We start from the raw sequence: 24229 nt of genomic DNA, 5'->3' as shown, positions 1-24229 counted from the left end.
ATCGTCACTGCACATATTCGCCGAACAGGTAGTCAGGCAGCCACAGCGCAATCCCCGGGAAGATGTAGAGCATCACCATCGAGAAAATCACGATCCCCAGATAGGGCAGGATGCCCTTGAAGATGTCGATCAGTTCGATCTGGTCCCGCAAAACGCCCTTGAGGTAGTAGGCCGACATCGCCATCGGCGGGGTCAGGAACGAGGTTTGCAGGTTCAGCGCCACCAGCATCGCAAAGAAATACGGGTTCACACCGAAATGGTCGAGCATCGGAAGGAAGATCGGCACGAAGATGATCAGGATCTCCGACCACTCCAGCGGCCAGCCCAGAAGGAAGATGATCAGCTGGACCAAAAGCAGGAATTCGACCGGGGTCAGGTCCATGTGCACGAACCAATCCTTGATGATGTCGTGACCACCAAGGTAGCTGAACACCGACGCAAAGGTCCAAGAGCCCACGAACAGCCAGCACACCATGGCGGTAGCTTTGGCGGTCAGAAAGACGCTTTCCTTGACCTTCTGCCAGCTGAGCGAGCGGTAGATCGCCGCCAGAACCAAGCCGCCCAAAGCGCCCATCGCCGCTGCTTCGGCGGGGGTTGCCAGACCACCAAGGATCGACCCCAGCACCAGGAAGATCAGCACGGTCAGCGGCACGAACGAGATGATCAGATCGCGGTAGATTTGCGCTTGCGGGGGCACGTCCTCGGACCGCGGTTTGGGGGCGAGGTTGGGGTTCAGCCAGACCCGCACGATCACGTAAACGATATAGAGGCCCGCCAGCATCAGACCGGGGAACATCGCCGCCGCATAAAGGCGCAGCGGGGACAGTTCCGCGATCGCTGCATAGACGATCAGCATGATCGACGGCGGGATCAGGATACCCAGCGTACCGCCAGCGCAGATCACACCGGCGGCGAATTTCTTGTCATAACCGGCGTTGTTCATCGCCGGAAACGCCAAGAGGCCCATCAGCGTGACCACCGCGCCCACGATCCCCGACGCGGTCGAGAACACGGCGCAGGTCAGCAGCGCCGCAATCGCCATCGAACCGGGCAGGTTCCGCGCCGCCATTTGCAGCGAATAGAACAGGCGGTTCACGATGTTCGCGCGTTCCACCACATAGCCCATGAACAGGAACAGCGGGATGGCGACCAGCGTGTCGTTCTCCATCACCGAATAGGTGTTCTGGTTCAGAAGGTAGAAGATGTTGTTGTTAAAGATGTCCGAGATGCTCTCGGGCGCCCCACTGGAATAGGCATAGTAGCCAAAGCCGACACCCATCGCGACCAGCGTAAAGGCAATCGGAAATCCAAGCAAAACCAGCACGATAAACATGCTGAGCATGAGAATGGCAACCTGTGGATCAGTCATCGTCCTTGTCTCTTTTTCTTTGTCCGAAGTCTGGTCGGATCACGGGTTGGGCGTGTGGCTGGTGTCTTCCATCAGCAGGTCTTCGGTTTCCCGAACGTCTGCCAGACGGGGCATCCATTCACCGCTTTTCATGGCGCGCCAGCAGCGGACCAATTCGGCCAGACCTTGGAGCAGCAGCAGAAAACCGGCCACGGGGATCAGCGTCTTGAAGAAGTAGACCTGAATGCGGGCAGGGCTGTTCCAGCTGACTTCCTTGTACCGCCAGCTGTCTTGGGCGATTTCCCAGCCGTACCAGAACAGCGCCAGCATCCCCGGAAAGAAGAACACGAGGTAGAGCAGGAAATCCACGCGCGCCTGCCAGCGGACGGGGAACAGTCGGTACATCACGTCGCCCCGCACATGGGCATCCTGCGCCAGCGCATAGGGCCCCGCCATCAAAAACAGCGCGCCATACATCTGGACCATGATGTCAAAGGCCCAAACCGTCGGCGCGTTCAAAACGTACCGGACGAAAACCTCGTAAGAGACCGACAGCGTCAGGATCAGGATGCACCAGCCAAAGGCACGTCCCACCCAAAGGCTCAGGCCCTCGATGGTATAGACAAATTTTGTGATCAACTCTCTCTCCCAAGGTGCACGTGTCCAGCGGGGGCCGCGCTAGGCCGCCCCCGACAGACTGTTGCAACTGGTGACCCGGTGGGGATCAGCCGAAGTAGTGGTTGTAGGCCAGCTTGTAGTCGGGCTGGTTCAGGTTCAGATAGTTCATCACCTGCTTGGCATAGGCCTTCTGGCTCTCGACGACCTTGGCAAAGAACGGGTCTTCGGCCGAGATACGGTCAACCACCTTGTCCCATGCGACCAGCTGATCAGCCATGACCGCATCCGGCGTCCGGTGCACGTTCACGCCCGATTCAGACTGGAGTCTGTCCAGATCCTCGGCGTAGCGCTTGGTGTTGTTCCAGTAGAAGTTCGAGTTCTCGGCTTCCGACGCATAGCGCAGGATCGACTGAAGCTCGGTCGGCAGACCTTCGTAGAGTTTCTTGTTGAAGGTCACTTCAAAGAACTCCTGGCTCTGGTGGAACGAGGCCAGCATGTATTCCTTGGCCACGTCCTGCATCCCGAAGTCACGGTCCGAGGTCGGGTTGTTGAACTCGGCCGCGTCGATCAGGCCGGACTTCATCGCAGGCTGGATTTCACCGCCGGGCAGCTGCACAACCGACATTCCCATTTCCAGCATGACGTCTGCGGCCAGACCGACGGTGCGGTACTTCAGGCCCTTCATCTGCGCGGCGTCGGTGATTTCCTTTTTGAACCAACCCAGCGGCTGCGCGGGCATCGGCGAGTTGAAGAACGACACCACGTTCAGGCCAAGGCTGGCCATCAGTTCGTCGAACAGCTCCTGACCGCCGCCATAGTAGACCCAGCCCAGAACCTCTTGCGAGGACCAGCCAAAGCAGGGGCCAGTGCCGAACAGAGATGCGGCCTTGGATTTCGAGTACCAGTAGGCGGGCACATAGTGCGCTGCATCCAGAACCCCGCGGTGAACGGCGTCCTGCATCTGGCTGGTCTTGACCACCGAGTCCACGGCCAGCAGGTCGATCTTCAGCGCGCCGCCAGCCATTTCGTTAACACGGTTCACATAAGACTGTGCGTTTTCAAGAAAAATGCCGCCTCCCCAGGCGGCCTGCATCTTGATCGTTTTGGGTTCAGCGCGGGCAATCGCCGGAGCGGCCAAAGCAGCGGCACCGGTCATCATGGCCCCACTGCGCAGGAACTTGCGACGGTTCATTGTATCTGACATTTTTATCCTCCCCTTTTTTGCGGTAGAGCGCTTCTCCTCCAAGCGCCCAAGACCAATCCTTTGCGTTGGTCTGTGCGGAGTCTACGTGTCGAACGCCAAAACCGACTAATAAAATTTACCAATTTTCCACCTTTCGGAATAAGACACGGGAAAAAGACAGATTTTTCCCGCGCTGCGGTGCCGCTAGGCGAATTCCTGCACGGTAAGGGTGTGCCTGAAAGGCTGATGGCGCAAACTAGATGGCGGATTTTACGAAGGGTCTCGTTACCTATCCCAAGGGCTATGTTCGGGCGGATGGGGTGCGCGCCTGTGCCAAATCGGGACACCGAAAAGGCCCGTAAACCCCGACGCAAAACGACAGGATTTGGCGGCGCAAAAATACGCTTAACCGTTTGACGATGTGGGGATTTTCACAGTGGCTCCGGCGGTAGGGATCGAACCTACGACCAATTGATTAACAGTCAACTGCTCTACCGCTGAGCTACGCCGGAACACTGTGGGGGCGTATATGCCTAAACCGCGGGCCGAGGTCCAGAGGGGAAAAGCAAAAAAATCAAAAAAAATGTCAGGCGATTTCAAAGACTACGTCGGGCGCGATCTTTGCGGCCGGTTGAACCTTGTTTTGTTGGGTCAGGGCAATCAGATGGGCCAGAACATTCCGCGCTGCGGCGGGGATCAGGGCTGGATCGATCTCTGTATAGATGCGTTCCGCCAGTTCTTTGGCGCTGCCTTTTTGCTGGGACAGGGCCGACAGGATCTGGGATTCGCGCTGGCTGCGGTGAGCGAGCAATTCTTCGACGCGCTTCTGGGGGTGGTGCACGGCCTCGCCATGACCGGGGTAATAGACGCGGGCCTTGATCGGTTGCAGTTTGCGCAAAGACGCCATGAAGGCCCCCAGATCCCCATCGGGCGGCGAGATCATGGACGTCGCCCATCCCATCACATGATCGCCCGAGAACATCCGGTCCTTGGTCAGAAAGCACATGTGGTTGCTCAAATGACCCGGCGTCCAGATCGCCCGAATGTCCAGCGCGCCGACCCGCAGCACCTGATCATCGGCCAAGAGGATGTCGGGCACAAAGCTATGGTCGATCCCTTCGCCGCCGCCCAAATCCGCCTCGGCGCGCAGATCGGCCATGACGGGGCTTTCTCCGGCAAAGGCGGTGCCGAACGCATAGACCGGCGCACCGGTCACATCGCGCAGACGGCTGGACAGGGGGGAATGATCCAGATGGGCATGGGTGCACAGGATTGCGGCCACACGCTCGGTCGGTTTCAGGGCGGCCCGAATGGCCTCGAGATGCGCGTCACTGTCAGGGCCGGGATCAATCACACAAACCGCCCCTTGGCCCAGCACATAGGTGTTCGTCCCCACATAGGTCATGGGCGAAGGGTTCGGTGCCAGAATGCGACGGATATCGGGCTCCAGCCGGATGGAACGGCCAGCGATAGACGGGCTGAGTGGATCGGTCATGGGCGACTTTCGGTCGTGCCTGCGTTTTCACCGATTGCAACCGCAGCGGAACAGATTAGCAATAGAAGAATGTTTTTATGGCTCAAAAAATATATGCCGCGCAGCCTTTATGGGCGGGCGGCACTGATCCTGATCCTGCCAGTGCTGACTGTGCAGCTGGTTGTGTCTGTAACTTTTATCCAGCGCCACTTCGAAGACGTGACCCGCCAGCTGACCCAAGGGCTCGGGCTGGACGTGGTATATATCTCTTCGCAACTGCCGGACGAGGACCCCGAAGTGGTGATCCAGTCGGGCCGCGCCCTGTCGCGCCAGTTCGGGCTACAGTTCAGTGTGGTGGATACGGCGGCGACGGGCCCGCTGCCTGCGCGGCGGCGGTTCTATGATTTTTCGGGCAGTGTGGTGATCGACGTGCTGCAAGAGGTCGTGCCCAACCTTCTGTCCGTCGATCTGCCCGATGACAAACGTGTCGCGGTTTATGTGGAGCTACCTGCTGGGACAGGGATGTTCAGCTTTGACCGGACCAAGGTGTCGGCCTCCAACCCCCATCAGCTGCTCGTTTGGACGCTGGTTGCGGGGGCGTTCATGACACTGATCGCCTATTCGTTCCTGCGCAACCAGTTGCGGCCCATCAAACGCATGGCCGCCGCCGCCGAGGCGTTCGGCAAAGGCCGTCATGTGCCTTATAAACCCGGCGGCGCGATCGAGGTTCGCGCGGCAGGGAACGCCTTCCTCGAGATGCGGGCGCGGATTGAACGGCAGATCGAACAGCGCACCTTGATGTTGTCCGGGGTCAGCCACGACCTGCGCACCCCCTTGACCCGTCTGAAACTGGGCCTGTCCATGATCGACGATGACAGCCGCGAGGATCTGGAAAACGACGTCACCGAGATGCAGCACCTGCTGGACGAATTCCTGAGCTTTGCCAAAGGCGACAGTGAGGGCGAGCCGGAACTGATCGACCCCATCCAACTGGCGCAGGACATCGTGTCTGGCTACGAACGCTCGGGAATGCCCGTAAGCCTCGGAGAGGTCGAAGGCACCGGTCCCGCCCGTTTGCGCCCCGTGGCCGTGCGCCGCGCAGTCGAGAACCTGATCGGCAACGGGGTCCGCTATGGCACCGAAGCGCGCCTGTCCGTGCGGGTCGGCGAACGCTCGGTCCGCTTCCGGATCGAGGATAACGGCCCCGGTATTCCCCCCGATCAGCGGGGCGAGGCGGTCAAGCCATTCTCTCGCCTCGACCCGTCGCGCAACCAGAACAAGGGCAGCGGTGTGGGCCTGGGGCTGGCGATTGTGACCGACATCGCTCGGGCCCATGGCGGCAGTCTGCGCCTGGACCAGAGCGATGATCTGGGGGGCCTGATGGCCGATCTGGTGTTGCCGCGCTGATTACAGGGCGGCGCGCACCGCGCGGGCGATCACGATTTCCTCGTCCGTGGGGATGACGCGCACGGTAGCGCGGCCGGTGGAAATAACGCTCAGATGCATGGCGTTGGCGGCAGGGTCCAGCTGGATTCCCAGCCACTCCATCCCGCGGCAAACCTCGGACCGAATGCGGGTCGAATGCTCGCCAATGCCGCCGCAGAATACCAGCGTATCCAGCCCCCCAAGGATTGCCGCCATCGCCCCCAATTCGCGCCGGATGCGGAAGGTATAATAGGCGATGGCTTGCTCGGCTTCAGGCGTGCCAGCCTCTTGGAGGGTGCGCATGTCGTTGCTCAGACCGGACAGACCCAAGAGCCCGCTTTCCTTGTAAAGCAGGTTGGTGATCTGAGTGCTGTCCATTCCTTCGTGGTCCATCAGGTACAGCAGCACGCCGGGATCAAGCTGCCCGCAGCGGGTGCCCATCGGCAACCCGTCCAGCGCCGAGAACCCCATAGTCGAGCCGATGGACTGCCCGTCCAGCACCGCACACATGGAGGCACCGTTCCCCAGATGGGCAATCACCGTGCGTCCGTGGGCGGCGTGGCTGTCGATCTCGGCCAAGCGGCCGGTCACGAAATCATAGCTGAGCCCGTGAAACCCATAACGTCGGACCCCTTGGTCGTAATACTTGCGGGGCAGGGCAAAGGTGTCGTTGACCCATGGGTGATGCCGGTGGAAAGCGGTGTCAAAGCACCCGATCTGTACTGCATCGGGGAACGCCGCGATGGCGGCCCGCACGCCCGCCAGATTGTGCGGCTGATGCAGCGGCGCGAGGGGTTCGAACTCGGCCAGTTTGTCCAGAACCTCGGGGGTCAGGCGTTGGGGCGCGTCAAAATCAGGGCCGCCATGGACGATCCGATGCCCGACCGCCACGATGCGCGACCGCTCCAGACGGGTTTCGATTTCAGACAGGATGTGGCTCAGGGCACCTGCGTGGTCCAGCTGGCCAACATTGCTGCGGAACTGCTGGTTGCCGTGGTTGAATTCCATCCGTGCATCGTCAGAGCCGATCTTTTCGATCTGCCCATGCGCCAGCGCCGGCCCGTCCCCCGTGGGATAGACCGAGAATTTCAGCGAACTGGAGCCCGCATTCAGGGTCAGCAGAACGCTCATACGGTGGCCTTTCGTGCATAAAGGGCGGCGATGGCGCAGGAGGCCAGCCGCGCCTTGTCGTCATCGGAACGCGAGGTCAGGATGATCGGGCATTTGGCCCCCAGAACGATCCCGCCAGCCTCGGCCCCGGCGATAAAGGTCAGTTCCTTGGCCAGCATATTGCCGCTTTCCAGGTTGGGCGCGATCAGGATTTCGGCGCGGCCTGCAACGGCGGATCGGATGCCCTTGGTGCGGGCAGCGGCGATGTCCACGGCGTTGTCCATGGCAAGGGGGCCGTCCACTTCGCCCCCGCGGATTTGCCCGCGATCTGCCATCTTGGACAGGATCGCCGCGTCGAGGGTCGAGGGGATTTTGGGCGTCACGGTTTCCACGGCGGACAGAACGCCGACCTTGGGCACCGCGATGCCAAGGGCGATGGCCAGATCAATGGCGTTCTGGATGATGTCCACTTTGGTTTCCAGATCAGGGGCGATGTTGATCGCCGCGTCGCTGACAAACAGCAGATGGTCCAGCCCCGGCACGTCCATCACGAACACATGGCTCAGGCGGCGACCAACGCGCAGACCGGTGCCGGATTTCAGAACCGCCGACAGCAGGATATCGGTGTGCAGGTGCCCCTTCATCAAGGCATTGGCGCGGCCTTCGTTCACCAGCCGGACGCCGGTTTCGGCAGCGGCCGTGTGCGAGGGTTCGTCAATGATCTCGTAGCCGCTCAGGTCCTTGCCCAGTTCGGCGGCGGCGGCGTGCATCTTGGCCGCGTCACCGATCAGGATCGGGCGGATGATGGTGTGCTCGGCCCCCAGTAGCGCGCCGCCTAGGCTGTTAGCTTCTTCGGGGGCGACGACGGCGGTGGGGATCGGGGGCAGGGGCTCTGCCTCGGCCAGAAGGCGGTCAAAGTGCAGATGGCTCTGGACCCGCAAGCCGGGGATGTCGTGCAGATCAAAGCTGCGCTGGGTGGTGGGAGCGATCACGACCGCCTCGCCCTTCAGGATTTCGGGGCCGTCCTTGATGCTGACCGTGGTGGCGAAACGGGCGCGGTTGCCGTCCAGCTTCTCGGTCAGGGTGACGCGGGTGATCAGGGTATCGCCCGCATGGGCGCGGCCGGTCCATTCCAGCGTCTGGCTTTCATAGAGGGTGCCGGGGCCGGGCAAACGGTTCCCCAGCACGCCCGAGATCAGCGCCCCGATCCACGCAGAGGGCGCGACAGCCTCGGGGCGGCCGTCCCCATCGCCATCCTCGGCGGGCAGGTGCAGGGGGTTCAGGTTGCCCGAACTATGGGCAAAGACAAAGAAGTCATCGGCGACGCACAGGCGCTCTGCCTCGGCGGTCATGCCGACTTCGAGCGCGTCAAAGGGCGTGTTTTTCAATATGGTCATAAGGGGATGCCTTTTGGGCGGAATTTCGGGTTAGCTGACGATGGAATAACCGCCGTCGATCATGTGCACGCCGCCGGTTACGTTGGTCGCCCCGTCGCTGGCCAGAAACGCCGCATAGGCCCCCACATCGTCGATGGTCGCCAGATGATGGGTCGGTGCGCGGTCAGCGGCAGCGTTCAGCAGAGCGTCGAAGTGGTCGATCCCACTGGCCGCACGGGTCGCCAACGGTCCGGGCGACAGTGCGTGAATGCGGATGCCTTTGGGCCCCAGTTCGGCGGCGGTATAGCGCGTCACCGACTCGAGCGCCGATTTTACCGGACCCATGATATTGTAATGGTCAATCACCTTTTCGGCCCCGTAATAGCTGACGGTCATGCAGGTGCCACCATTGGGCATCATGGGCTCGGCCGCTTTGATCAGGCGCAAAAAGGAATGGACCGACACATCCATCGCGGTCAGGAACCCCTCGCGCGAGCAATCGGTGACGCGGCCGTGCAGGTCCTCCATCGGGCAGAAGGCGATCGAATGGACGATAATGTCGATGGTGCCCCACTGGTCGGCGATGGCCGCGAACAGGGCGTCCTGCTGGGCCGAAACCTGCACGTTCAGGGGCATAAAGATCGGGGCCTTCAACTCGGCCGCCAAAGGCTCAACATAGGGGCGGGACTTGGCGTTCAGATAGGTGATCGCGACCTCGGCGCCCTGCGATTTCAGCGCCTTTGCGATGCCGTAAGCGATCGAATGTTCGTTCGCGATCCCGACGACCAGAGCCTTTTTACCTGCAAGTGAAAACATACCGTCCCCCGTTTTGTACGACCTGACAGCAGCTTAGATGAGTTTTGTGAAGGTTGGAGCACAATCGCATGTCATCCCTGCGACCAATCGGACTGCTGCCCGCGCTTTGGGCAATTGCTCTTTTGCAGGGGGCTGGGGATGATCTGGTAGGCCCGGCAGGATTTGAACCCGCAACCAAAGCGTTATGAGCGCTCTGCTCTAACCGTTGAGCTACAGGCCCCCAGTGCGCCGATACCTAGACACAGGCGCGATTGTCGTCAAGGGCTGGGTGCAATCCGCGCAAACCCTGCACGCAGGACGATATTTCGTGTCAGTTTCGCGCTCCAAGGCCCATCTGTGCCATTGCTCTTGGCGCGGCATTTGGGTATCGGCACGCTAACGCGACAAAAGGGGACCGACATGACCGAAGGCAAGAACGGGCTGACCTATGCGGATGCAGGCGTAGACATCGACGCAGGCAACGAGCTGGTCAATCGCATCAAACCGGCAGCTGCACGCACCAAGCGCAGCGGCGTGATGTCTGGTCTGGGTGGCTTTGGCGCCCTGTTCGACCTCAAGGCCGCAGGCTATAACGATCCCATTCTGGTATCGGCCACCGACGGCGTGGGCACCAAACTGCGTATCGCGATCGACACCGGCTACTATGACACCATCGGCATCGATCTGGTCGCCATGTGCGTCAACGATCTGGTCTGCCAAGGCGCAGAGCCGCTGCTGTTCCTCGACTACTTTGCCACCGGCAAGCTGGAACTGGACAGCGCCGTGACCATCATCAACGGCATCGCCGCTGGCTGCGAGGCATCCGGTTGCGCACTGATCGGCGGCGAGACCGCTGAAATGCCTGGCATGTACCACGATGGCGACTTCGATCTGGCGGGCTTTGCCGTTGGCGCAATGGAGCGTGGCGAGGATCTGCCCGCGAACGTCACCGAAGGCGACGTTCTGCTGGGTCTGGCCTCGAACGGTGTGCATTCGAACGGCTATTCGCTGGTGCGCCGCGTGGTCGATCACGCTGGCCTGAAGTGGGACGATGCCGCTCCCTTTGCCGAGGGCAGCACCGTTGGTCAGGCTCTGCTGGCGCCGACCCGTCTTTATGTCAAACAGTGCCTTGCGGCGGTGCGTGAAGGCGGCGTTCACGCGCTGGCCCACATCACCGGCGGCGGTCTGACCGAAAACTTGCCCCGCGTCTTCCCCGAAGGTCTGGGTGCGGAAATCGATCTGGCGTCGTGGGAACTGCCCGCCGTGTTCGCATGGCTGCAGGACGCTGCAGGCATCGAAGAAAAAGAAATGCTCAAGACCTTTAACTGCGGTGTTGGAATGGTTCTGTCCGTGGCCGCCGATCGCGCAGACGCCCTGAAGGCGCTGCTCGAGGAGCAGGGCGAAACCGTCTACACCTTGGGCAAGATCGTCGCGGGCGAGGGCGTCAGCTACAAAGGTAGCCTGCGTTGATCCGGACCGCGATCCTGATTTCGGGCGGCGGATCGAACATGGTCCGCCTTGCCGAGTCTATGACCGGCGATCACCCCGCACGTCCCGTGCTGGTCGTGTCGAACCGCCCCGATGCGGGCGGTTTGCTGAAGGCACGCGACATGGGGATCGACACCGCCATCGTGGACCACAAGGATTTCGCGGATCGCGAGGCGTTCGAGACCAAGCTTCACGAAACCCTGCTGGCCGCGAACCCCGACGTGATCTGTCTGGCGGGCTTTATGCGCGTTCTGAACGGGTCTTTTGTGCAGAAATGGCAGGGCCGGATGCTGAACATCCACCCCTCGCTTCTGCCCAAATACAAGGGTCTGCACACCCACCAGCGCGCGATCGAAGCGGGCGAAACCGAGGCCGGCGTGACCGTCCACATGGTGACCCCTGCGCTGGACGATGGCCCCATTCTGGGTCAGGCCCGCGTGCCGGTTCTGGCCAGCGACACGCCCGATGATCTGGCAGCGCGCGTTCTGAAGGCAGAACATGCCCTCTATCCCGCTGTTTTCCGGCGCTTTGTCGAGCAACTGAACTAATTGCGCCTGCGGTCTTGGCAAGCCGCGCGGTGCGGCTTTAGGCTGCGGCGCAACCCAAGAACAAAAAGATTGCGTTAATGAAAACCATCACCACCACCGAAGAGCTGGCCGCGTTCTGCCAAGAGGCAGCAAAAACGCCCTATGTGACAGTTGATACCGAGTTCCTGCGCGAGCGGACCTATTACTCGAAACTCTGCCTGATCCAGCTGGCCTTTCGTGGCGATGGTGTGAACGACGCCGTTCTGGTGGACCCTCTGGTGGATGGTCTGGACCTGAGCCCGCTGTACACCCTGTTCGAGGATGCTGGCGTGGTCAAAGTTTTTCACGCGGCCCGTCAGGATCTGGAAATCTTCTTTGTGGATCGCGGCGTCATCCCGCACCCGCTGTTCGACACGCAGGTTGCCGCGATGGTCTGCGGCTTTGGCGAGCAGGTGGGCTATGAGACGCTGGTCCGCAAGATCCCCAAGAAATCGCTGGATAAAACCTCGCGCTTTACCGATTGGTCACGCCGTCCGCTGTCGGACGCGCAAAAAACCTATGCACTGGCCGATGTGACCCACCTGCGCGATATCTATGAATACCTCAGCGACCGTCTGGCGAAATCGGGCCGTTCGAAATGGGTGTCCGAGGAACTGGGCACCCTGACCACCCCCGACACCTATATCACCAAGCCCGAAGATGCCTGGCTGAAGGTGAAAACCCGCACCAACTCGGGCCGTTTTCTGGCTGTCGTACGTGAATTGGCCCGCTTCCGCGAGGAATATGCCCAGAAGAACGATATCCCCCGTAGCCGTATCATGAAGGACGACGCCATCCTCGAGCTGGCCTCGACCAAGCCTGCGGACATGAAGGATCTGGGCCGTTCGCGCCTGCTGCTGCGCGAAGCCCGCAAGGGTGACGTGGCCGATGGCATTCTGGCAGCGGTCAAGGCCGGTGTGAATTGCCCCGCCGACCAACTGCCCAAGGTCGAGGACGAGAACGAGAAGCTCAAGGTCAACCCCGCGCTGGCCGACCTGCTGCGCGTTCTGCTTAAGGCCAAAACCGCTGAATCCGACGTGGCCCAGAAGCTGATCGCCTCGGCCAACGAGCTGGACGCGATTGCGGCTGGTGTGCGTGATGTACCCGCCCTGCGCGGCTGGCGCAAAGAGGTCTTTGGCAACGACGCCCTGCGCCTGTGCGATGGCGAAATCGCACTGACCGCCAAGGGCGAACGGGTCCGCATCATCGAACTGTGATCCGGCAATCATCCCACACGAAAAAGGGGCCCACGAGGCCCCTTTGTTTTGCGCGGTTCCAGCCCAGTTAACGGCGAACGGTCAGCACATTGGAGGCGCTGCGGACGCGCAGTTGGTGGATGCCGTCGAGGGCATAGTTGGTCAGCTTGATTGCAACGGTGATTTCTCGGGTCGCTTCGGTGCCAACGGGCGCGCGGACCTCGGGGGGTAGGGCGATGAAGTCGAACTCTTTGACGCCAGCCTCGGCGGTCGGGAATTCGACCAGCTCGGCGCTGTGGTACTGTTGGGTCTGCGCCACGCCAACCGCGCGCAGGATGATGCCGCCGGGGATGGCTTCGGCCTTCAGTTCCTTGATCCCTGCGATCAGGTTTTCGCTGTTGGCGGCTGCGATGATCTCGGTCATCGGGGCCTCGGACGCCACCGCATCAGCGGGGGTTGCGGGTCCGAAATCGAACCAGTTCATCGGGTTGAGGCGGCTGCCACAGCCGGAAACCATCAATACAGCGCAAAGTGCGACAGGCAGGGTACGGATCATCGAACGGCCCTCGAATAATTCTTTGTGCACAGGGCTAACCTATCCCGCCTGCGTTGAAAAGCCTTTGCAGGCTGGACCTTGGGGGCTGCACGGCTTATCTGATCGTCAGGAACGAAAAGGAGCGCCCATGGCCACCGAAGCATTCGAAGCAATTGTCGAGGATTTCGAATTTCTGGATGATTGGGAGGACCGCTATCGCATGGTCATCGAGATGGGCAAGAAGATGCCCGCGATGGACGATGCGCTAAAGGTCCCCGCGACCAAGGTGGACGGCTGTGCCAGTCAGGTCTGGCTGCACCCAGAAGTGACCGCGGACCGCTTTGATTTTCAGGGCGACAGCGATGCGATGATCGTGCGCGGGCTGATCGCGCTGCTCCATACCCTTTATTCCGGTCTGCCGCCCTCCGAGGCCGCCAAGGTTGACGCCAAGGCCGAACTGACCCGACTTGGGCTCGAGGAGAACCTGTCCTCGCAGCGGTCGAACGGTCTGCGGGCGATGATCCAGCGTCTGAAAGAATACAGCGCGGCAGCGGCGGCCTAATCGGCCGCGAACGCCTTCATTTCGGTCTCCAGATCGCCATAGCCGGTAAAGCGCCGCTCGAGCGGCAGGTTCAGGCGATCTGCACATTCCTGCGCCTTGGCGGTCAGGGCAGGGTCGTCGGTTTGGGCCTGATAGACCAGCTTTTCGTAGTTCCCGAAATAAATGTCCCGCAGGGACGGATGCCGGTCCAGCCCCAAGGGCTTCCAGACAAAGGCATCGAACTGCCTGACTAGAAAATCGGTCAGGTAGAAGGCGATGAATTCGTCCCGGGCGGCGAAGGCCTCGTTCCCCTCGAAGAAGCTATAGCAATGGGGGCCGCGCATCATCTGGACCCCAAGGTGTTTGCACTGCGCTTCAAGCAAGCCGCCGGTGCCGCAATCCGCGTAGAGCACGTAAATCCGGTCATAGTCGGCGCGGTGTTTGGTGACGGCCTCGGTGACCGCGTCGGGGATCCGCTCGGGGGTGTTGTGCAGGATGGCGGGCAGGCAAGTGACATCCAGATGGGTCCAGCCATTGGCATCGCGCACAGCCAGAACCTCACGCGCGAGGGCTCCACAGGCCAGCAGCAGCACCTTGCCCGTGTCCCCCAGAGTGGCGCCGTTATAGGTCAGTTCGTTGTCGTCGGGCGTCACAGCCATAGGGCACCTTGCATTGCTATTGGATCAGCACGCTAGGTCAAATTCCGATCGGTTCCAAGACGAGGGCACGACTACATCACGCAGGATTGCGGCAACCTCGTGCTTTTTCATCGCACAGCGTGCGACGCTGCCATAGCTCTCGGGCTGGCTGACCAGTTGCGGGAACAGGGTCAGGATCTCTTCGCGGCAGGCTGCACCGACCGCATCCAACGCGTAATCCCCGGGGTGAAAACTTTCGGACAGAATGCCGTTGGCGCGCACGATCTGGTGGCGGTCGAACATCATGTGCACATAGGTGACCGAGGGCTTCGCGACGCGGCGCACTTCGGCCCCGTTCACCAGATGCTTGGCCATGGCCAGCGCGTCATCACTGCCCGTGTGCAGGGCAACGGCGCCACCCGAGAGGTACATGCGGTGATTGGGGGACACCATGATGTCCCGATCCACCCCCAATGCGCCCGCCTGAAAGAAGACCGGAGCCAGATCACCGATCCCGACAACCTGTTTGCTGCCGATCCAGCGCAGGGGCTGGAAGCCATCATCCAGCGTCCAGACCAGATCACCGGCTTTCAGGGTCTCGATCGCGCGGGGGCCGTCGATGGTGTCGATCAGGGTGCCCTTGGTAAAGCAGGCGACATAGTTCCACGTCTCGCGGCTCTCGTTCATCCCCGAGTAGGTGTCATTCTCGAGCGAAAGCAGCGTGATCGACCGGATCGCCTTGGCCTCGAGCGCGGCCTGATCGGCGTTGGCCGAATATTCGGGCGCAACAAACGTGTAACCGTTGGTGTCCTGAAACACGACGGCGGTGATGGTTGCCGTGGTCCCGTCCGAGTAAGTGATCAGAGCGTTGTAGGTAACCGTCGCATCCAGCTGCAGCGTATAGTTGGTGCCGTTGTAATTGACGTTGAACGTGTCATAGGCATTCCGCCCCGAGTTGTTCATGCGATAGATCGCGTTCGTCGTCCTGTTCTTTGAAAACGTGTAGATATCATCGGACAGGGGGTCGCCCTTGGCACCGAATGTCATCCCGACCAAGGCACCGGCGTTTTCCGCAGTATCGTTCCCCTCGGTGGGGTCGATGCTGGCCAACTGACCCAGAAACAGAACGTTGAACGTGGTTGCCATAGTCCGGAACTCGTACGAAAGGATAACTCGTACGACCCGAAGTATTAACCAATTGTGGCGTAATTTAGGTAAGTTTGAATTAACTTACTGGATGTGGTCAGACCGCCATCTGCAGAACCTGCGCTTCGGGCTCAGTCTGCATCGACCGGACCAGCCGCGCTTCGTGGGCCTTCAGCACGGGGCGGGTCACGCCGCCATAGTAGGGCAGACCAAAGGCCTTGACCCCCGGAAACAGCCCCAGAATTTCCAGCCGCGCGGGTTCACTGAGCATCGACCAAGCCGCTTCACCGGGGTGGAAGCTTTCGCTGGCCAGACCGTCGGCAAAGACAATCTCGTGCCGGTCGAACATCAGGTGATAGTAGGTCACATAGCCCCCGCTTTGCAGGGTGATGTCGCGGCCGTTCACCAGATTGCGGGCGGCGGTCAGGGCTTCAGGCTCTCCGGCGACCAGTTCAACTTGCCAGCCGGTCAGCAGGACGCGGTGCTGTTGGGACAGGCGGATGGGGCGGGTGTTGCCCAGAGTGCCGGCCTGAAGGTGCACAGGCGCAAAGACCCCCTTGGCGGCCACGCGGGCCGCGCCGATCCAGCGGATCGCCTGCATCCCGTGATCCAGCGTCCGCACCATGTCGCCGACCTGCAGCGCCTCGATGGCGCGGGGGCCGCGCGCTGTCTCGATCAGGGCGCCGCTGGTAAAGCACGTCGCGTAGTTCCAAGTCTGGCGGGTCGAGGTCATCCCGAGCCACGTATCGGCCACCAGACTGGTCAGCGTCACCGAGCGGATACCCTGCGCCTCAAGCGCGTCCTGATAGGGGCTGGCCGACGCATAGGGCGCCATAAAGGTATAGCCGTTGGTGTCCTGAAAAATCGCGATGGGCTGCGTGACCGAGGTGCCATCCACATAGGTGATCGTGGCGTTGTACTGCGCGATCGCATCAAAGGTCAGCTGATAGGTATTATTCACCCAGAACTGGTCGTTGTGTAGATTGTTGTCCTGATCGTACTCGGCCTGCGGATCGCCACTGGGAGAGATCGAGACAAAGTTGTTCAAGAGCGGCGCACCTTCGCCGCCAAAGGTCAGCCCGACTAGGGCACCGGCGTTCTCGGCCGACTGGTTGCCTTCGGTCGGATCGATGACCGCATACTGGCCCAGATAGATCGCGTTGAAGGTATTGGCCATAGCCGGATCGTCCTGAAGATTACACTGCCGTTTATCGAAAAAACGGTTGCAAGCATGGACGATTTACCCACCCAAGGCCCAACAATTAGCTTACGGACCAAAGTATTACCGGGTAACTAATTCCCAAAAGAAAACGCCGCACAGCACGGGCTGTACGGCGTTGACGTTGCGGTATCCGAACCGGATTAGCCGTTCATCTGGTTGTGACGGCGGCTGACGAATTCCTTGGCGGTTTCGACAGCAACAGCGGCGTCACGGCAGTAGGCGTCGGCACCGATGGCCTTGCCGAACTCTTCGTTCAGGGGGGCGCCGCCCACCAGAACGATATAGTCGTCACGGATGCCTTTTTCCGACAGGGTGTCGATGACAACCTTCATGTAGGGCATGGTGGTGGTCAGCAGTGCCGACATGCCCAGAATCTCGGGCTTTTCGGTTTCCAGCGCCTCGAGGTATTTCTCGACTGCGTTGTTGATGCCCAGATCGACCACTTCGAAGCCTGCGCCTTCCATCATCATGGCAACCAGGTTCTTGCCGATGTCGTGGATGTCGCCCTTGACGGTGCCGATAACCATTTTGCCCATGCGGGGCGCGCCGGTTTCGGCCAGCAGGGGCTTCAGGATGGCCATGCCGCCCTTCATTGCGTTGGCAGCCAGCAGCACTTCGGGAACGAACAGGATACCGTCGCGGAAGTCGTGGCCCACGATGGTCATGCCGGCAACCAGAGCTTTGGTCAGCACGTCATAGGGGGTCCAGCCACGCTCGAGCAGGATGTTGACGCCCTCTTCGATCTCTTCCTTGAGACCGTCATAGAGGTCGTCCATCATCTGTTCGACCAGTTCCTCGTCATTCAGTTCCGAGAGGATGATGTCGTCTTCTTCCGACATGGCGCGTATCCTTGCAAATTGATGATGCCCGAAGGGCCTGCTTTTTCTGTACTAAAAGTCGGAAATCGGCATTCGGGCTGCGCGGTTTGCGACATTCCCGAATGCGTGACCGACGAATGTGATTTAGCTGCGACGACGGCTGCGGCGCGAACGGGCAGGGGCGTCGGAATCGTCGCCGGTGCCGTCACTTGCCGAAGAGAAACCGCCCATTTTCTCGGCGATATCCTCGAGGGTCGGACGCGGGCCTTTGGGTGTGTTTTCCAGCGCCTCGCGCATCGCTTTCAGGTGCTCGGGCATGGTGCCACAGCAGCCGCCGATGATGCGGGCGCCCATGTCGCGTGCCAGAACGGCGTACTGGCCCATCAGCTCGGGGGTGCCGTCATAGTGGATGTGGCCGTCGTGGTACTTGGGGATGCCCGCGTTGCCCTTGGCGATGACGGGGATCTCGGTGCCTTGGGCGATAAAGCCCGCCACGGTGCGCAGCAGGTCCGACGCGCCGACGCCGCAGTTGGCGCCGAACGCCAGCGGACGGTTGGGCAGGGCCTCGACCATATCGACCATCGACGCGCTGGTGACGCCCATCATGGTGCGGCCGGCGGTGTCAAAGCTCATGGTGCCACACCAGGGCATACCGGCCAGGGCGAACGCCTCAGCGGCGGCTTTGTATTCTTCGGGGGCAGAGATGGTTTCCAGCCACAGCACGTCCGCGCCGCCTTCTTTCAGGCCCTCGGCTTGCTCGTGGAACATCTCGACCGCCAGTTCGTGGGTCAGCGAGCCCATTGGCGCCATGATATCGCCAGTCGGCCCAACCGAGCCCGCCACGATCACGGTGCGGCCCGCGGCATCGGCCACCTCGCGGCCCAGAGCGGCGCCAAGGCGGTTGAGTTCACGTACGCGGTCCTGCGCATTGTGCAGCTTCAGACGCGAGGCGTTGCCGCCAAAGGTGTTGGTCAGGAACAGGTCGCTGCCTGCCTGAACGGCAAGGCTGTAGAGCTTCTTGATGTTTTCAGGCTGGTCTGCGTTCCACAGCTCGGGCGCGTCCCCCGAGGACAGGCCCATGTTGAACAGGTTGGTTCCGGTCGCGCCATCGGCCATCAGCCAGTCGCGTTCGGAAAGCATTTTGGTCAGCGCATCGGTCATAGTCTATTCCTGTCTGTGTCCTGAAACTGCGGGTGCCACGGTCTGGCGGCGGGTTCAAATGCGAAATTGTCATAAACATCATGAGCCCCGCGCCGCCAGACCGGATTTACAGTTTTTTCCATTCAGAAGGAAATTATTCCTGTGACCGGTTCAGTTTCCGCGTTCGATGCGGTCCTGCGCCTCTTTGGTCATCAGGGCCATTTTCTGGTTCAGGGTGGCGGCGCTAATGGCGGCCCCCAGATCCTCGGACAATCGATCCAGTAGAGTGTTGGGATGTTGGGTGTGGTTGCGGTCGGCAATTTCGGCATGGACCACCTGACGGACATAGTCCTCGGCCTCCTGTCCGGTTTTGCCCATGATGTCTGCCGCCCAAGCAGCCATCATGCGGCTTCGCAGGGAAGAGACGAGAAACGTTTTTTCTTGTTCGTGCGCGTGCAGGTTTTCGTAGGCCCGTTCGCGGTCGTCAAAAAGTCCCATGGAATACCTCCTCTACCATGTATTACTTGCGTAGCATGTTAGCGCCCTGATTCCGCCTGACTGCACGGATAGGTTCGACCCCACCTTGCGACATTTGAAGGCATGCTCTATGAGGGCGCATCAAGGCCCCCCTCTCGGGCCCACAGCAGGAGACCGACACAGCTCATGGCACGTCGCACGAAAATCTACGAAGGCAAGGCAAAAATCCTGTACGAGGGCCCCGAGCCGGGCACTCTGGTCCAGTATTTCAAGGACGATGCGACCGCCTTCAACGCCCTGAAAAAAGATGTGATCGATGGCAAAGGCGTTTTGAACAACCGCCTTTCCGAGTTCTTTATGACCGGCCTGAACAACATCGGCATCCCCACCCACTTTATTCGTCGCCTGAACATGCGCGAACAGTTGGTGCGTGCCTGCGAGATCATTCCGCTGGAGATCATCGTTCGCAACTACGCCGCCGGTTCGCTGTCCAAGCGTCTTGGCATCGAAGAAGGCACCCCGCTGCCGCGCCCGATTGTCGAGTACTGCTACAAGGACGACGCTCTGGGTGATCCGCTGGTCACCGAAGAGCACATCGCGGCCTTTGGTTGGGCCAGCCAGCAGGACATGGACGATATCGTCAGCCTCGCGCTGCGCGTAAACGACTTCATGTCGGGTGTGATGATGGCCGTCGGTATCCGTCTGGTGGACTTCAAGATCGAGATCGGCCGCGTCTACGAAGGTGACTTCCAGCGTCTGGTTGTGGCTGACGAAATCAGCCCCGACAGCTGCCGCCTGTGGGACCTGAAGACCGGCCAGAAGCTGGACAAGGACGTGTTCCGCCGCGATCTGGGCAGCCTGACCGACGCTTACGCCGAAGTGGCGCGTCGTCTGGGTATCATGCCCGAGCAAGCTGGCAACGGCACCGGACCGACCCCGATCAACTGACTGCAAGGGGACGCCGGGCAAGGGTCCGGCGTCATTCTTAGTTTTACTGCAAAGAAAAAAGGGGCAGGCGCCCCTTAACGATGATGCCGAGGAGATTGCCATGAAGGCGCGCGTTCATGTGATGCTGAAAGAAGGGGTTCTGGACCCGCAGGGCGAGGCTGTACGCCACGCGCTTGGTGCATTGGGCTTTGACGGTGTAGGCAACGTGCGTCAGGGCAAAGTGATCGATCTGGATCTGCCCGAAGGCACCACCGAAGAGACCGTGACCCAGATGTGCGAACAGCTGCTGGCGAACACCGTGATCGAAAAGTACGAGATCGAGCTGGTCTGATGCGCGCAGCAGTCATCACCTTTCCCGGTTCGAACTGCGACCGCGACCTCGCGGTAGCGTTCGAGAGCGTCGGCGCGGAAGTGACCCGCGTCTGGCACAAGGATGCGGAGCTGCCCGAGAATGTCGATATCATCGGCATCCCCGGCGGTTTCTCGTTCGGTGACTACCTGCGTTGTGGCGCGATTGCGGCGAACTCGCCCGTGTGCCGCGCTGTGATCGACCACGCGAACCGCGGTGGCTACGTTCTGGGTGTCTGCAACGGCTTTCAGGTCCTGACCGAAACCCGTCTGGTTCCCGGCGCCCTGATCCGCAACAAGAACCTCAAGTTCGTGTGCAAGCCCGTCACCCTGAAGGTCGAGAACAACGAAACCGCCTTTACCCGTGGCTACGCCAAGGGTCAGGAGATCGTCGTTCCGGTCGCGCACCATGATGGCAACTTCCGCGCCGATGACGAGCTTCTGGCCCGTCTGCAGGGCGAGGGTCAGATCGCGTTCACCTACACCGACAACCCCAACGGGGCGGCTGGTGATATCGCGGGTGTCTTCTCCGAGAACCGCCGCGTTCTTGGCATGATGCCGCACCCCGAGCGCGCCATGGAACCCCTCCACGGAAGTGCTGACGGACAGGCGCTTTTCCGCGCGTTGGTCGAGGGGCTGGTCGCCGCTTGACTTGAGGGTTTCCGGCCCTTGCCTTAGTGTCTTTCCATGACTCAGGCGGCCCGGAAAAAACCTCGTTCTTTGCGTCATCGCAAGCGCGTGTGGATCACGCGCATTGCGGTGGCGCTTTTGCTTTTGCTGGCTGTCGGGATTGTTTGGGGCACCAAAACCTGGCTGACCGCCCGGTTCATCGAAACCACCCGCAATCGTGCCGAAGTGCGTCTGGCGCTCTATTCCGGCCAGCTCCTGAGCGAGCTTCGCCGCAACGCGATTGTACCCCAGCTTCTGGCCCGTGACCCGTCTTTGATCGGGGCGCTCAATTCCTCGGATTTCTCGCGCAGTTCCCAACGTCTGATTTCGTTCGTGGACGAAATCGGGGCCGCGTCGATCATGCTGCTGGACCGTGATGGTCGCAGTGTGGCCGCAACCGCGCGGGAACGTCTGGGCAGCACCCACCGCAACGCCAACTACTTTGTCGAGGCTCTGCGCTCTAACGGGACCGTGTTTACCAAGACGATGCGTCCTACGGGCGCCTATGTCTTTGCCTATTCTCGCCGCGTCGAAGAGGGCGGCGTGCCCATCGGTGTGATCGTCGTCGAGGCCGATCTTGGTAAATTCGAGAGCGCTTGGGCCGGCATCACCGACGCGGTGATCGTCACCGACAGCGAAGGCCAGATTATTCTGGCCACCGAACCCAAATGGCGCGGCTTGAGCGAGGCGGATGCTCTGAAACGCCAACCCGCCGCCACCGCGATCGAGCGCGCGCTTCAGGCTACCGCTGAATGGACCGGGGATGTGGACGACGTGTATCTGCGGGGCGAGGCCGTGATGCGCCTGTCCGGCCGTATCCCGTTCCGCGGCTGGAACATCGTGACCTACACCAACTACTCCAGCGTTCGCGAGAAAGTGAACGGCGTTCTGGCGCTGGAAATCATGGGGTTTGCGATATTTCTGGCGCTGGGGTTCTACTTCCTAAGCCGCAAGAACGCGACCCGAGTGGCGCTGTTCCAACGGGAAAGCGCCGAGTTGCGCGCCCTGAACATGCGCCTGCAGCGCGAGATTGCCGAACGGGAACGGGTGCAGGAAACGCTGGCCGTGACCGAGCAATCGCTGGCGCAATCGTCGAAACTGGCCGCCTTGGGCGAAATGTCGGCGGCCGTGAGCCATGAATTGAACCAGCCGCTCGCTGCGATGAAAACCTATCTGGCGGGCGCGCGTTTGCTGCTGAGCCGGAACCGCGCCGAAGAGGCTCTGGCCTCAATCCAGCGGATCGACGATCTGATCGAGCGGATGGGCGCAATCACCAAGCAGTTGAAATCCTATGCCCGCAAAGGTTCCGACCAGTTCCAACCCGTTGATATAAAAGAGGCTTTGTCCTCGGCCCTGTCAATGATGGAACCGCAACTGCGTCAGGGGCGGGTACGGCTGGAAAAGGTCGTCCCCGAGAATTCCGTTGTCGTCATGGGCGATCGTGTGCGGATCGAGCAGGTGATGATCAACCTGCTGCGCAACGCGCTGGATGCCGTTGGCGGGCGCAGTGACCCCCGCGTCGATGTTCTGCTGAGTGCGGGCGAAACCGCCACGCTGACCGTGCGGGACAACGGCCACGGGATCGAGGACCTCGATAACCTGTTCGAGCCTTTTTACACCACCAAACAGCCCGGCGAAGGTGTCGGGCTTGGCCTCGCGATCTCTTCGGGGATTGTGTCCGACCTTGGCGGGCGCCTGACTGCGCGCAATGCCGAAGGCGGCGGGGCTGTATTTGAAATGCAATTGCCTATCTTCCTCGAAGATATTGAAGCCGCGGAGTAAGTGATGTCGCAAGTGATGAAGATTGCCATTGTCGATGATGAACAGGATATGCGTCAGTCGATCAGCCAGTGGCTTGCGCTCTCTGGCTTTGACACCGAGACGTTCCCTTCGGCCGAGGATGCCTTGGTCAAGATCGGCACCGACTATCCCGGCATCGTCATCAGCGACATCAAGATGCCCGGTATGGGCGGCATGGGCCTGCTGAAGAAGCTGATGGGCAGCGACAGCAGCTTGCCGGTTATTATGATCACCGGCCATGGTGACGTTCCGATCGCGGTCGAGGCGATGCGTCTTGGGGCGTTTGACTTCCTCGAAAAACCGTTCAACCCCGACAAGATGACCGAGATCGCGCGCAAGGCCCTGAACCAGCGCCGTATGGTTCTGGACAACCGCGCCCTGCGCCGCGAGTTGTCGGACGGGGCAGGGCTGATGAGCAAAATCATCGGCACTGGTCCCGACATGACGCGTCTGAAAGAGGACATTCTGGATCTGGGGCAGGCGGACGGTCACGTGATGATCGACGGCGAAACCGGCACCGGCAAAACCCTGACCGCGCACGCGCTGCACGCCGTGGGCAGCCGCGCGGGCCGCAAGTTCGTGCTGGTCTCGTGCTCGGCCTACGATGAGGATAGCCTGACCAAACGCCTGTTCGGCCCCATGCAGCCCGAGGATATCCAGCTGCCCGCCGTCGAAGAGGCACGCGGTGGCACTTTGGTTCTCGAAGACATCGAAACCCTGAGTGACACGGTCCAAGCGCGCCTGCTGTCGTTCATTAACGAACAGGGCACCCCCGGCGAGACCCGCATCATCGGCATTTGCAACATGCAAGAGCAGGGCAAAACCGTCGAGGACGCCCTGCGCAACGACCTGTTCTATCGCCTTGCTGCGCTGCGCATCACCTTGCCGCCGCTGCGCAATCGCGGCGAAGATATCCTGACCCTGTTCAACCGTCACGCCGAGCAGTTCGCCGACGAATACGGCTGCGATGCCCCCGAACCCAGCGCCCAAGAGGCCGCGCAGCTGCTGCAAGCCCCGTGGCCCGGTAACGTGCGCCAACTGATAAACGTGGCCGAACGGGCCGTTCTGCAGTCGCGCCGCGGGTCGGGCACCATCGCCAGCCTTCTGATGGCGGATAACGATGACCTGCGCCCCGTCGTCACCACCGAAGGCAAACCCCTGAAGGAATACGTCGAGGCATTTGAACGGATGCTGATCGACAACACCATGCGCCGTCACAAAGGCTCTATCGCCAGCGTGATGGAAGAGCTGTGCCTTCCGCGCCGGACCCTTAACGAAAAGATGGCCAAATACGGCCTTCAGCGCGCCGATTATCTGTAAGTGACGCGCCCAAGGGGCATTTTCCGCATTGTCTTTTCGAGAAAATGC

24 protein-coding genes and 2 tRNA genes are annotated in these 24229 nt (G+C 60.9%); 10 read left to right on the top strand and 16 right to left on the bottom strand.

The genetic code is table 11. The annotated features are described in order from the left end of the window. Positions 1–4: 4 nt before the first annotated feature. The 5 genes from HJ536_RS07020 to HJ536_RS07000 all read right to left on the bottom strand — a co-directional run bounded on the left by HJ536_RS07020 (position 5) and on the right by HJ536_RS07000 (position 4644). Positions 5–1369, bottom strand: a complete 1365-nt coding sequence (locus HJ536_RS07020) for a TRAP transporter large permease (RefSeq protein ID WP_176855175.1) — start codon at positions 1367–1369, stop codon at positions 5–7. 39 nt (positions 1370–1408) lie between these two features. Next, positions 1409–1984: a TRAP transporter small permease subunit gene (locus tag HJ536_RS07015; RefSeq protein ID WP_176855357.1), complete on the bottom strand. Its 576-nt coding sequence runs from the start codon at positions 1982–1984 to the stop codon at positions 1409–1411. An 88-nt stretch (positions 1985–2072) separates the two neighbouring features. Beyond that, the gene (locus HJ536_RS07010; RefSeq protein ID WP_176855174.1) at positions 2073–3170 is read right to left on the bottom strand and encodes a TRAP transporter substrate-binding protein; all 1098 of its coding nucleotides are present in this window, start codon (positions 3168–3170) and stop codon (positions 2073–2075) included. 416 nt (positions 3171–3586) lie between these two features. Next, positions 3587–3661, bottom strand: a tRNA-Asn gene (locus HJ536_RS07005). Positions 3662–3735: 74 nt separating this feature from the next. After that, positions 3736–4644 carry an MBL fold metallo-hydrolase gene (locus HJ536_RS07000; protein ID WP_177157162.1) on the bottom strand — a complete coding sequence of 303 codons (909 nt, stop codon included), beginning with the start codon at positions 4642–4644 and terminating at the stop codon, positions 3736–3738. Positions 4645–4713: 69 nt separating this feature from the next. Here HJ536_RS07000 and HJ536_RS06995 point away from each other — a divergent pair, with 69 nt between their 5' ends. Continuing rightward, positions 4714–6030 (top strand): ATP-binding protein, encoded by a 1317-nt coding sequence (locus tag HJ536_RS06995; protein WP_228028656.1) that lies wholly within the window; start codon positions 4714–4716, stop codon positions 6028–6030. Here HJ536_RS06995 and HJ536_RS06990 read toward each other — a convergent pair whose 3' ends face one another. The 4 genes from HJ536_RS06990 to HJ536_RS06975 all read right to left on the bottom strand — a co-directional run bounded on the left by HJ536_RS06990 (position 6031) and on the right by HJ536_RS06975 (position 9570). After that, positions 6031–7179, bottom strand: a complete 1149-nt coding sequence (locus tag HJ536_RS06990; protein ID WP_176855171.1) for an acetate/propionate family kinase — start codon at positions 7177–7179, stop codon at positions 6031–6033. Beyond that, positions 7176–8555, bottom strand: a complete 1380-nt coding sequence (locus HJ536_RS06985) for a bifunctional enoyl-CoA hydratase/phosphate acetyltransferase (RefSeq protein WP_177157161.1) — start codon at positions 8553–8555, stop codon at positions 7176–7178. The genes HJ536_RS06990 and HJ536_RS06985 overlap by 4 nt, the downstream gene beginning before the upstream one ends. A gap of 30 nt (positions 8556–8585) precedes the next feature. Continuing rightward, positions 8586–9350 carry an enoyl-ACP reductase FabI gene (fabI, locus tag HJ536_RS06980; protein WP_176855169.1) on the bottom strand — a complete coding sequence of 255 codons (765 nt, stop codon included), beginning with the start codon at positions 9348–9350 and terminating at the stop codon, positions 8586–8588. Positions 9351–9494: 144 nt separating this feature from the next. After that, positions 9495–9570 (bottom strand) — tRNA-Ile (locus HJ536_RS06975). Between the two features lie 179 nt (positions 9571–9749). Between HJ536_RS06975 and purM the strand changes: the two genes are divergently transcribed. From purM to rnd, 3 genes are all read left to right on the top strand, one after another. Next, positions 9750–10799, top strand: coding sequence for a phosphoribosylformylglycinamidine cyclo-ligase (gene purM, locus HJ536_RS06970; protein WP_177157160.1), 1050 nt, complete (start codon positions 9750–9752; stop codon positions 10797–10799). Further along, a complete protein-coding gene (gene purN, locus HJ536_RS06965) occupies positions 10796–11365 on the top strand; it encodes a phosphoribosylglycinamide formyltransferase (RefSeq protein WP_177157159.1) in 570 nt (189 codons plus the stop codon). Before purM ends, purN begins: the two co-directional genes overlap by 4 nt. 77 nt (positions 11366–11442) lie before the next feature. Then, a complete protein-coding gene (rnd, locus tag HJ536_RS06960; protein WP_176855166.1) occupies positions 11443–12600 on the top strand; it encodes a ribonuclease D in 1158 nt (385 codons plus the stop codon). Between the two features lie 67 nt (positions 12601–12667). Here rnd and HJ536_RS06955 read toward each other — a convergent pair whose 3' ends face one another. After that, complete coding sequence (locus HJ536_RS06955) at positions 12668–13135, bottom strand: hypothetical protein (RefSeq protein WP_177157158.1); 468 nt, start codon at positions 13133–13135, stop codon at positions 12668–12670. Between the two features lie 127 nt (positions 13136–13262). Between HJ536_RS06955 and HJ536_RS06950 the strand changes: the two genes are divergently transcribed. Continuing rightward, positions 13263–13676, top strand: coding sequence for a SufE family protein (locus tag HJ536_RS06950; RefSeq protein ID WP_177157157.1), 414 nt, complete (start codon positions 13263–13265; stop codon positions 13674–13676). Here HJ536_RS06950 and HJ536_RS06945 read toward each other — a convergent pair. The 6 genes from HJ536_RS06945 to HJ536_RS06920 form a co-directional block, all read right to left on the bottom strand. Then, on the bottom strand, positions 13673–14314 hold the full coding sequence (locus tag HJ536_RS06945) for a DUF1638 domain-containing protein (protein WP_177157156.1): 642 nt from the start codon (positions 14312–14314) through the stop codon (positions 13673–13675). The genes HJ536_RS06950 and HJ536_RS06945 overlap by 4 nt on opposite strands. Before the next feature lie 24 nt (positions 14315–14338). Continuing rightward, positions 14339–15439 (bottom strand): Hint domain-containing protein, encoded by a 1101-nt coding sequence (locus HJ536_RS06940; RefSeq protein WP_177157155.1) that lies wholly within the window; start codon positions 15437–15439, stop codon positions 14339–14341. Between the two features lie 97 nt (positions 15440–15536). Further along, on the bottom strand, positions 15537–16616 hold the full coding sequence (locus tag HJ536_RS06935) for a Hint domain-containing protein (RefSeq protein WP_177157154.1): 1080 nt from the start codon (positions 16614–16616) through the stop codon (positions 15537–15539). 185 nt (positions 16617–16801) lie between these two features. Beyond that, positions 16802–17500, bottom strand: a complete 699-nt coding sequence (locus tag HJ536_RS06930) for a corrinoid protein (protein ID WP_176855159.1) — start codon at positions 17498–17500, stop codon at positions 16802–16804. A 123-nt stretch (positions 17501–17623) separates the two neighbouring features. After that, positions 17624–18640, bottom strand: a complete 1017-nt coding sequence (gene bmt, locus HJ536_RS06925; RefSeq protein ID WP_176855158.1) for a betaine--homocysteine S-methyltransferase — start codon at positions 18638–18640, stop codon at positions 17624–17626. A 150-nt stretch (positions 18641–18790) separates the two neighbouring features. Then, positions 18791–19117, bottom strand: a complete 327-nt coding sequence (locus HJ536_RS06920; protein WP_177157153.1) for an ATPase inhibitor subunit zeta — start codon at positions 19115–19117, stop codon at positions 18791–18793. A 165-nt stretch (positions 19118–19282) separates the two neighbouring features. Between HJ536_RS06920 and purC the strand changes: the two genes are divergently transcribed. From purC to HJ536_RS06895, 5 genes are all read left to right on the top strand, one after another. Beyond that, positions 19283–20044, top strand: a complete 762-nt coding sequence (gene purC / locus HJ536_RS06915) for a phosphoribosylaminoimidazolesuccinocarboxamide synthase (protein WP_176855156.1) — start codon at positions 19283–19285, stop codon at positions 20042–20044. A 100-nt stretch (positions 20045–20144) separates the two neighbouring features. Then, positions 20145–20375, top strand: coding sequence for a phosphoribosylformylglycinamidine synthase subunit PurS (gene purS, locus HJ536_RS06910; RefSeq protein WP_176855155.1), 231 nt, complete (start codon positions 20145–20147; stop codon positions 20373–20375). Continuing rightward, entirely contained in the window at positions 20375–21043 is a 669-nt protein-coding gene (gene purQ, locus HJ536_RS06905; protein ID WP_177157152.1) for a phosphoribosylformylglycinamidine synthase subunit PurQ, read from the top strand. Before purS ends, purQ begins: the two co-directional genes overlap by 1 nt. A 36-nt stretch (positions 21044–21079) precedes the next feature. Then, entirely contained in the window at positions 21080–22843 is a 1764-nt protein-coding gene (locus HJ536_RS06900; RefSeq protein WP_177157151.1) for a sensor histidine kinase, read from the top strand. A 3-nt stretch (positions 22844–22846) separates the two neighbouring features. Next, positions 22847–24181, top strand: a complete 1335-nt coding sequence (locus tag HJ536_RS06895) for a sigma-54-dependent transcriptional regulator (protein ID WP_177157150.1) — start codon at positions 22847–22849, stop codon at positions 24179–24181. The last annotated feature ends 48 nt before the right edge of the window (positions 24182–24229 follow it).

The sequence above is a fragment of the Donghicola mangrovi genome, from assembly GCF_013377535.1.
GTDB lineage: Bacteria > Pseudomonadota > Alphaproteobacteria > Rhodobacterales > Rhodobacteraceae > Donghicola > Donghicola mangrovi.
The sequence above is the reverse complement of the archived record's forward strand: the minus strand, read 5'-3'. Positions and strand labels throughout refer to the sequence as shown.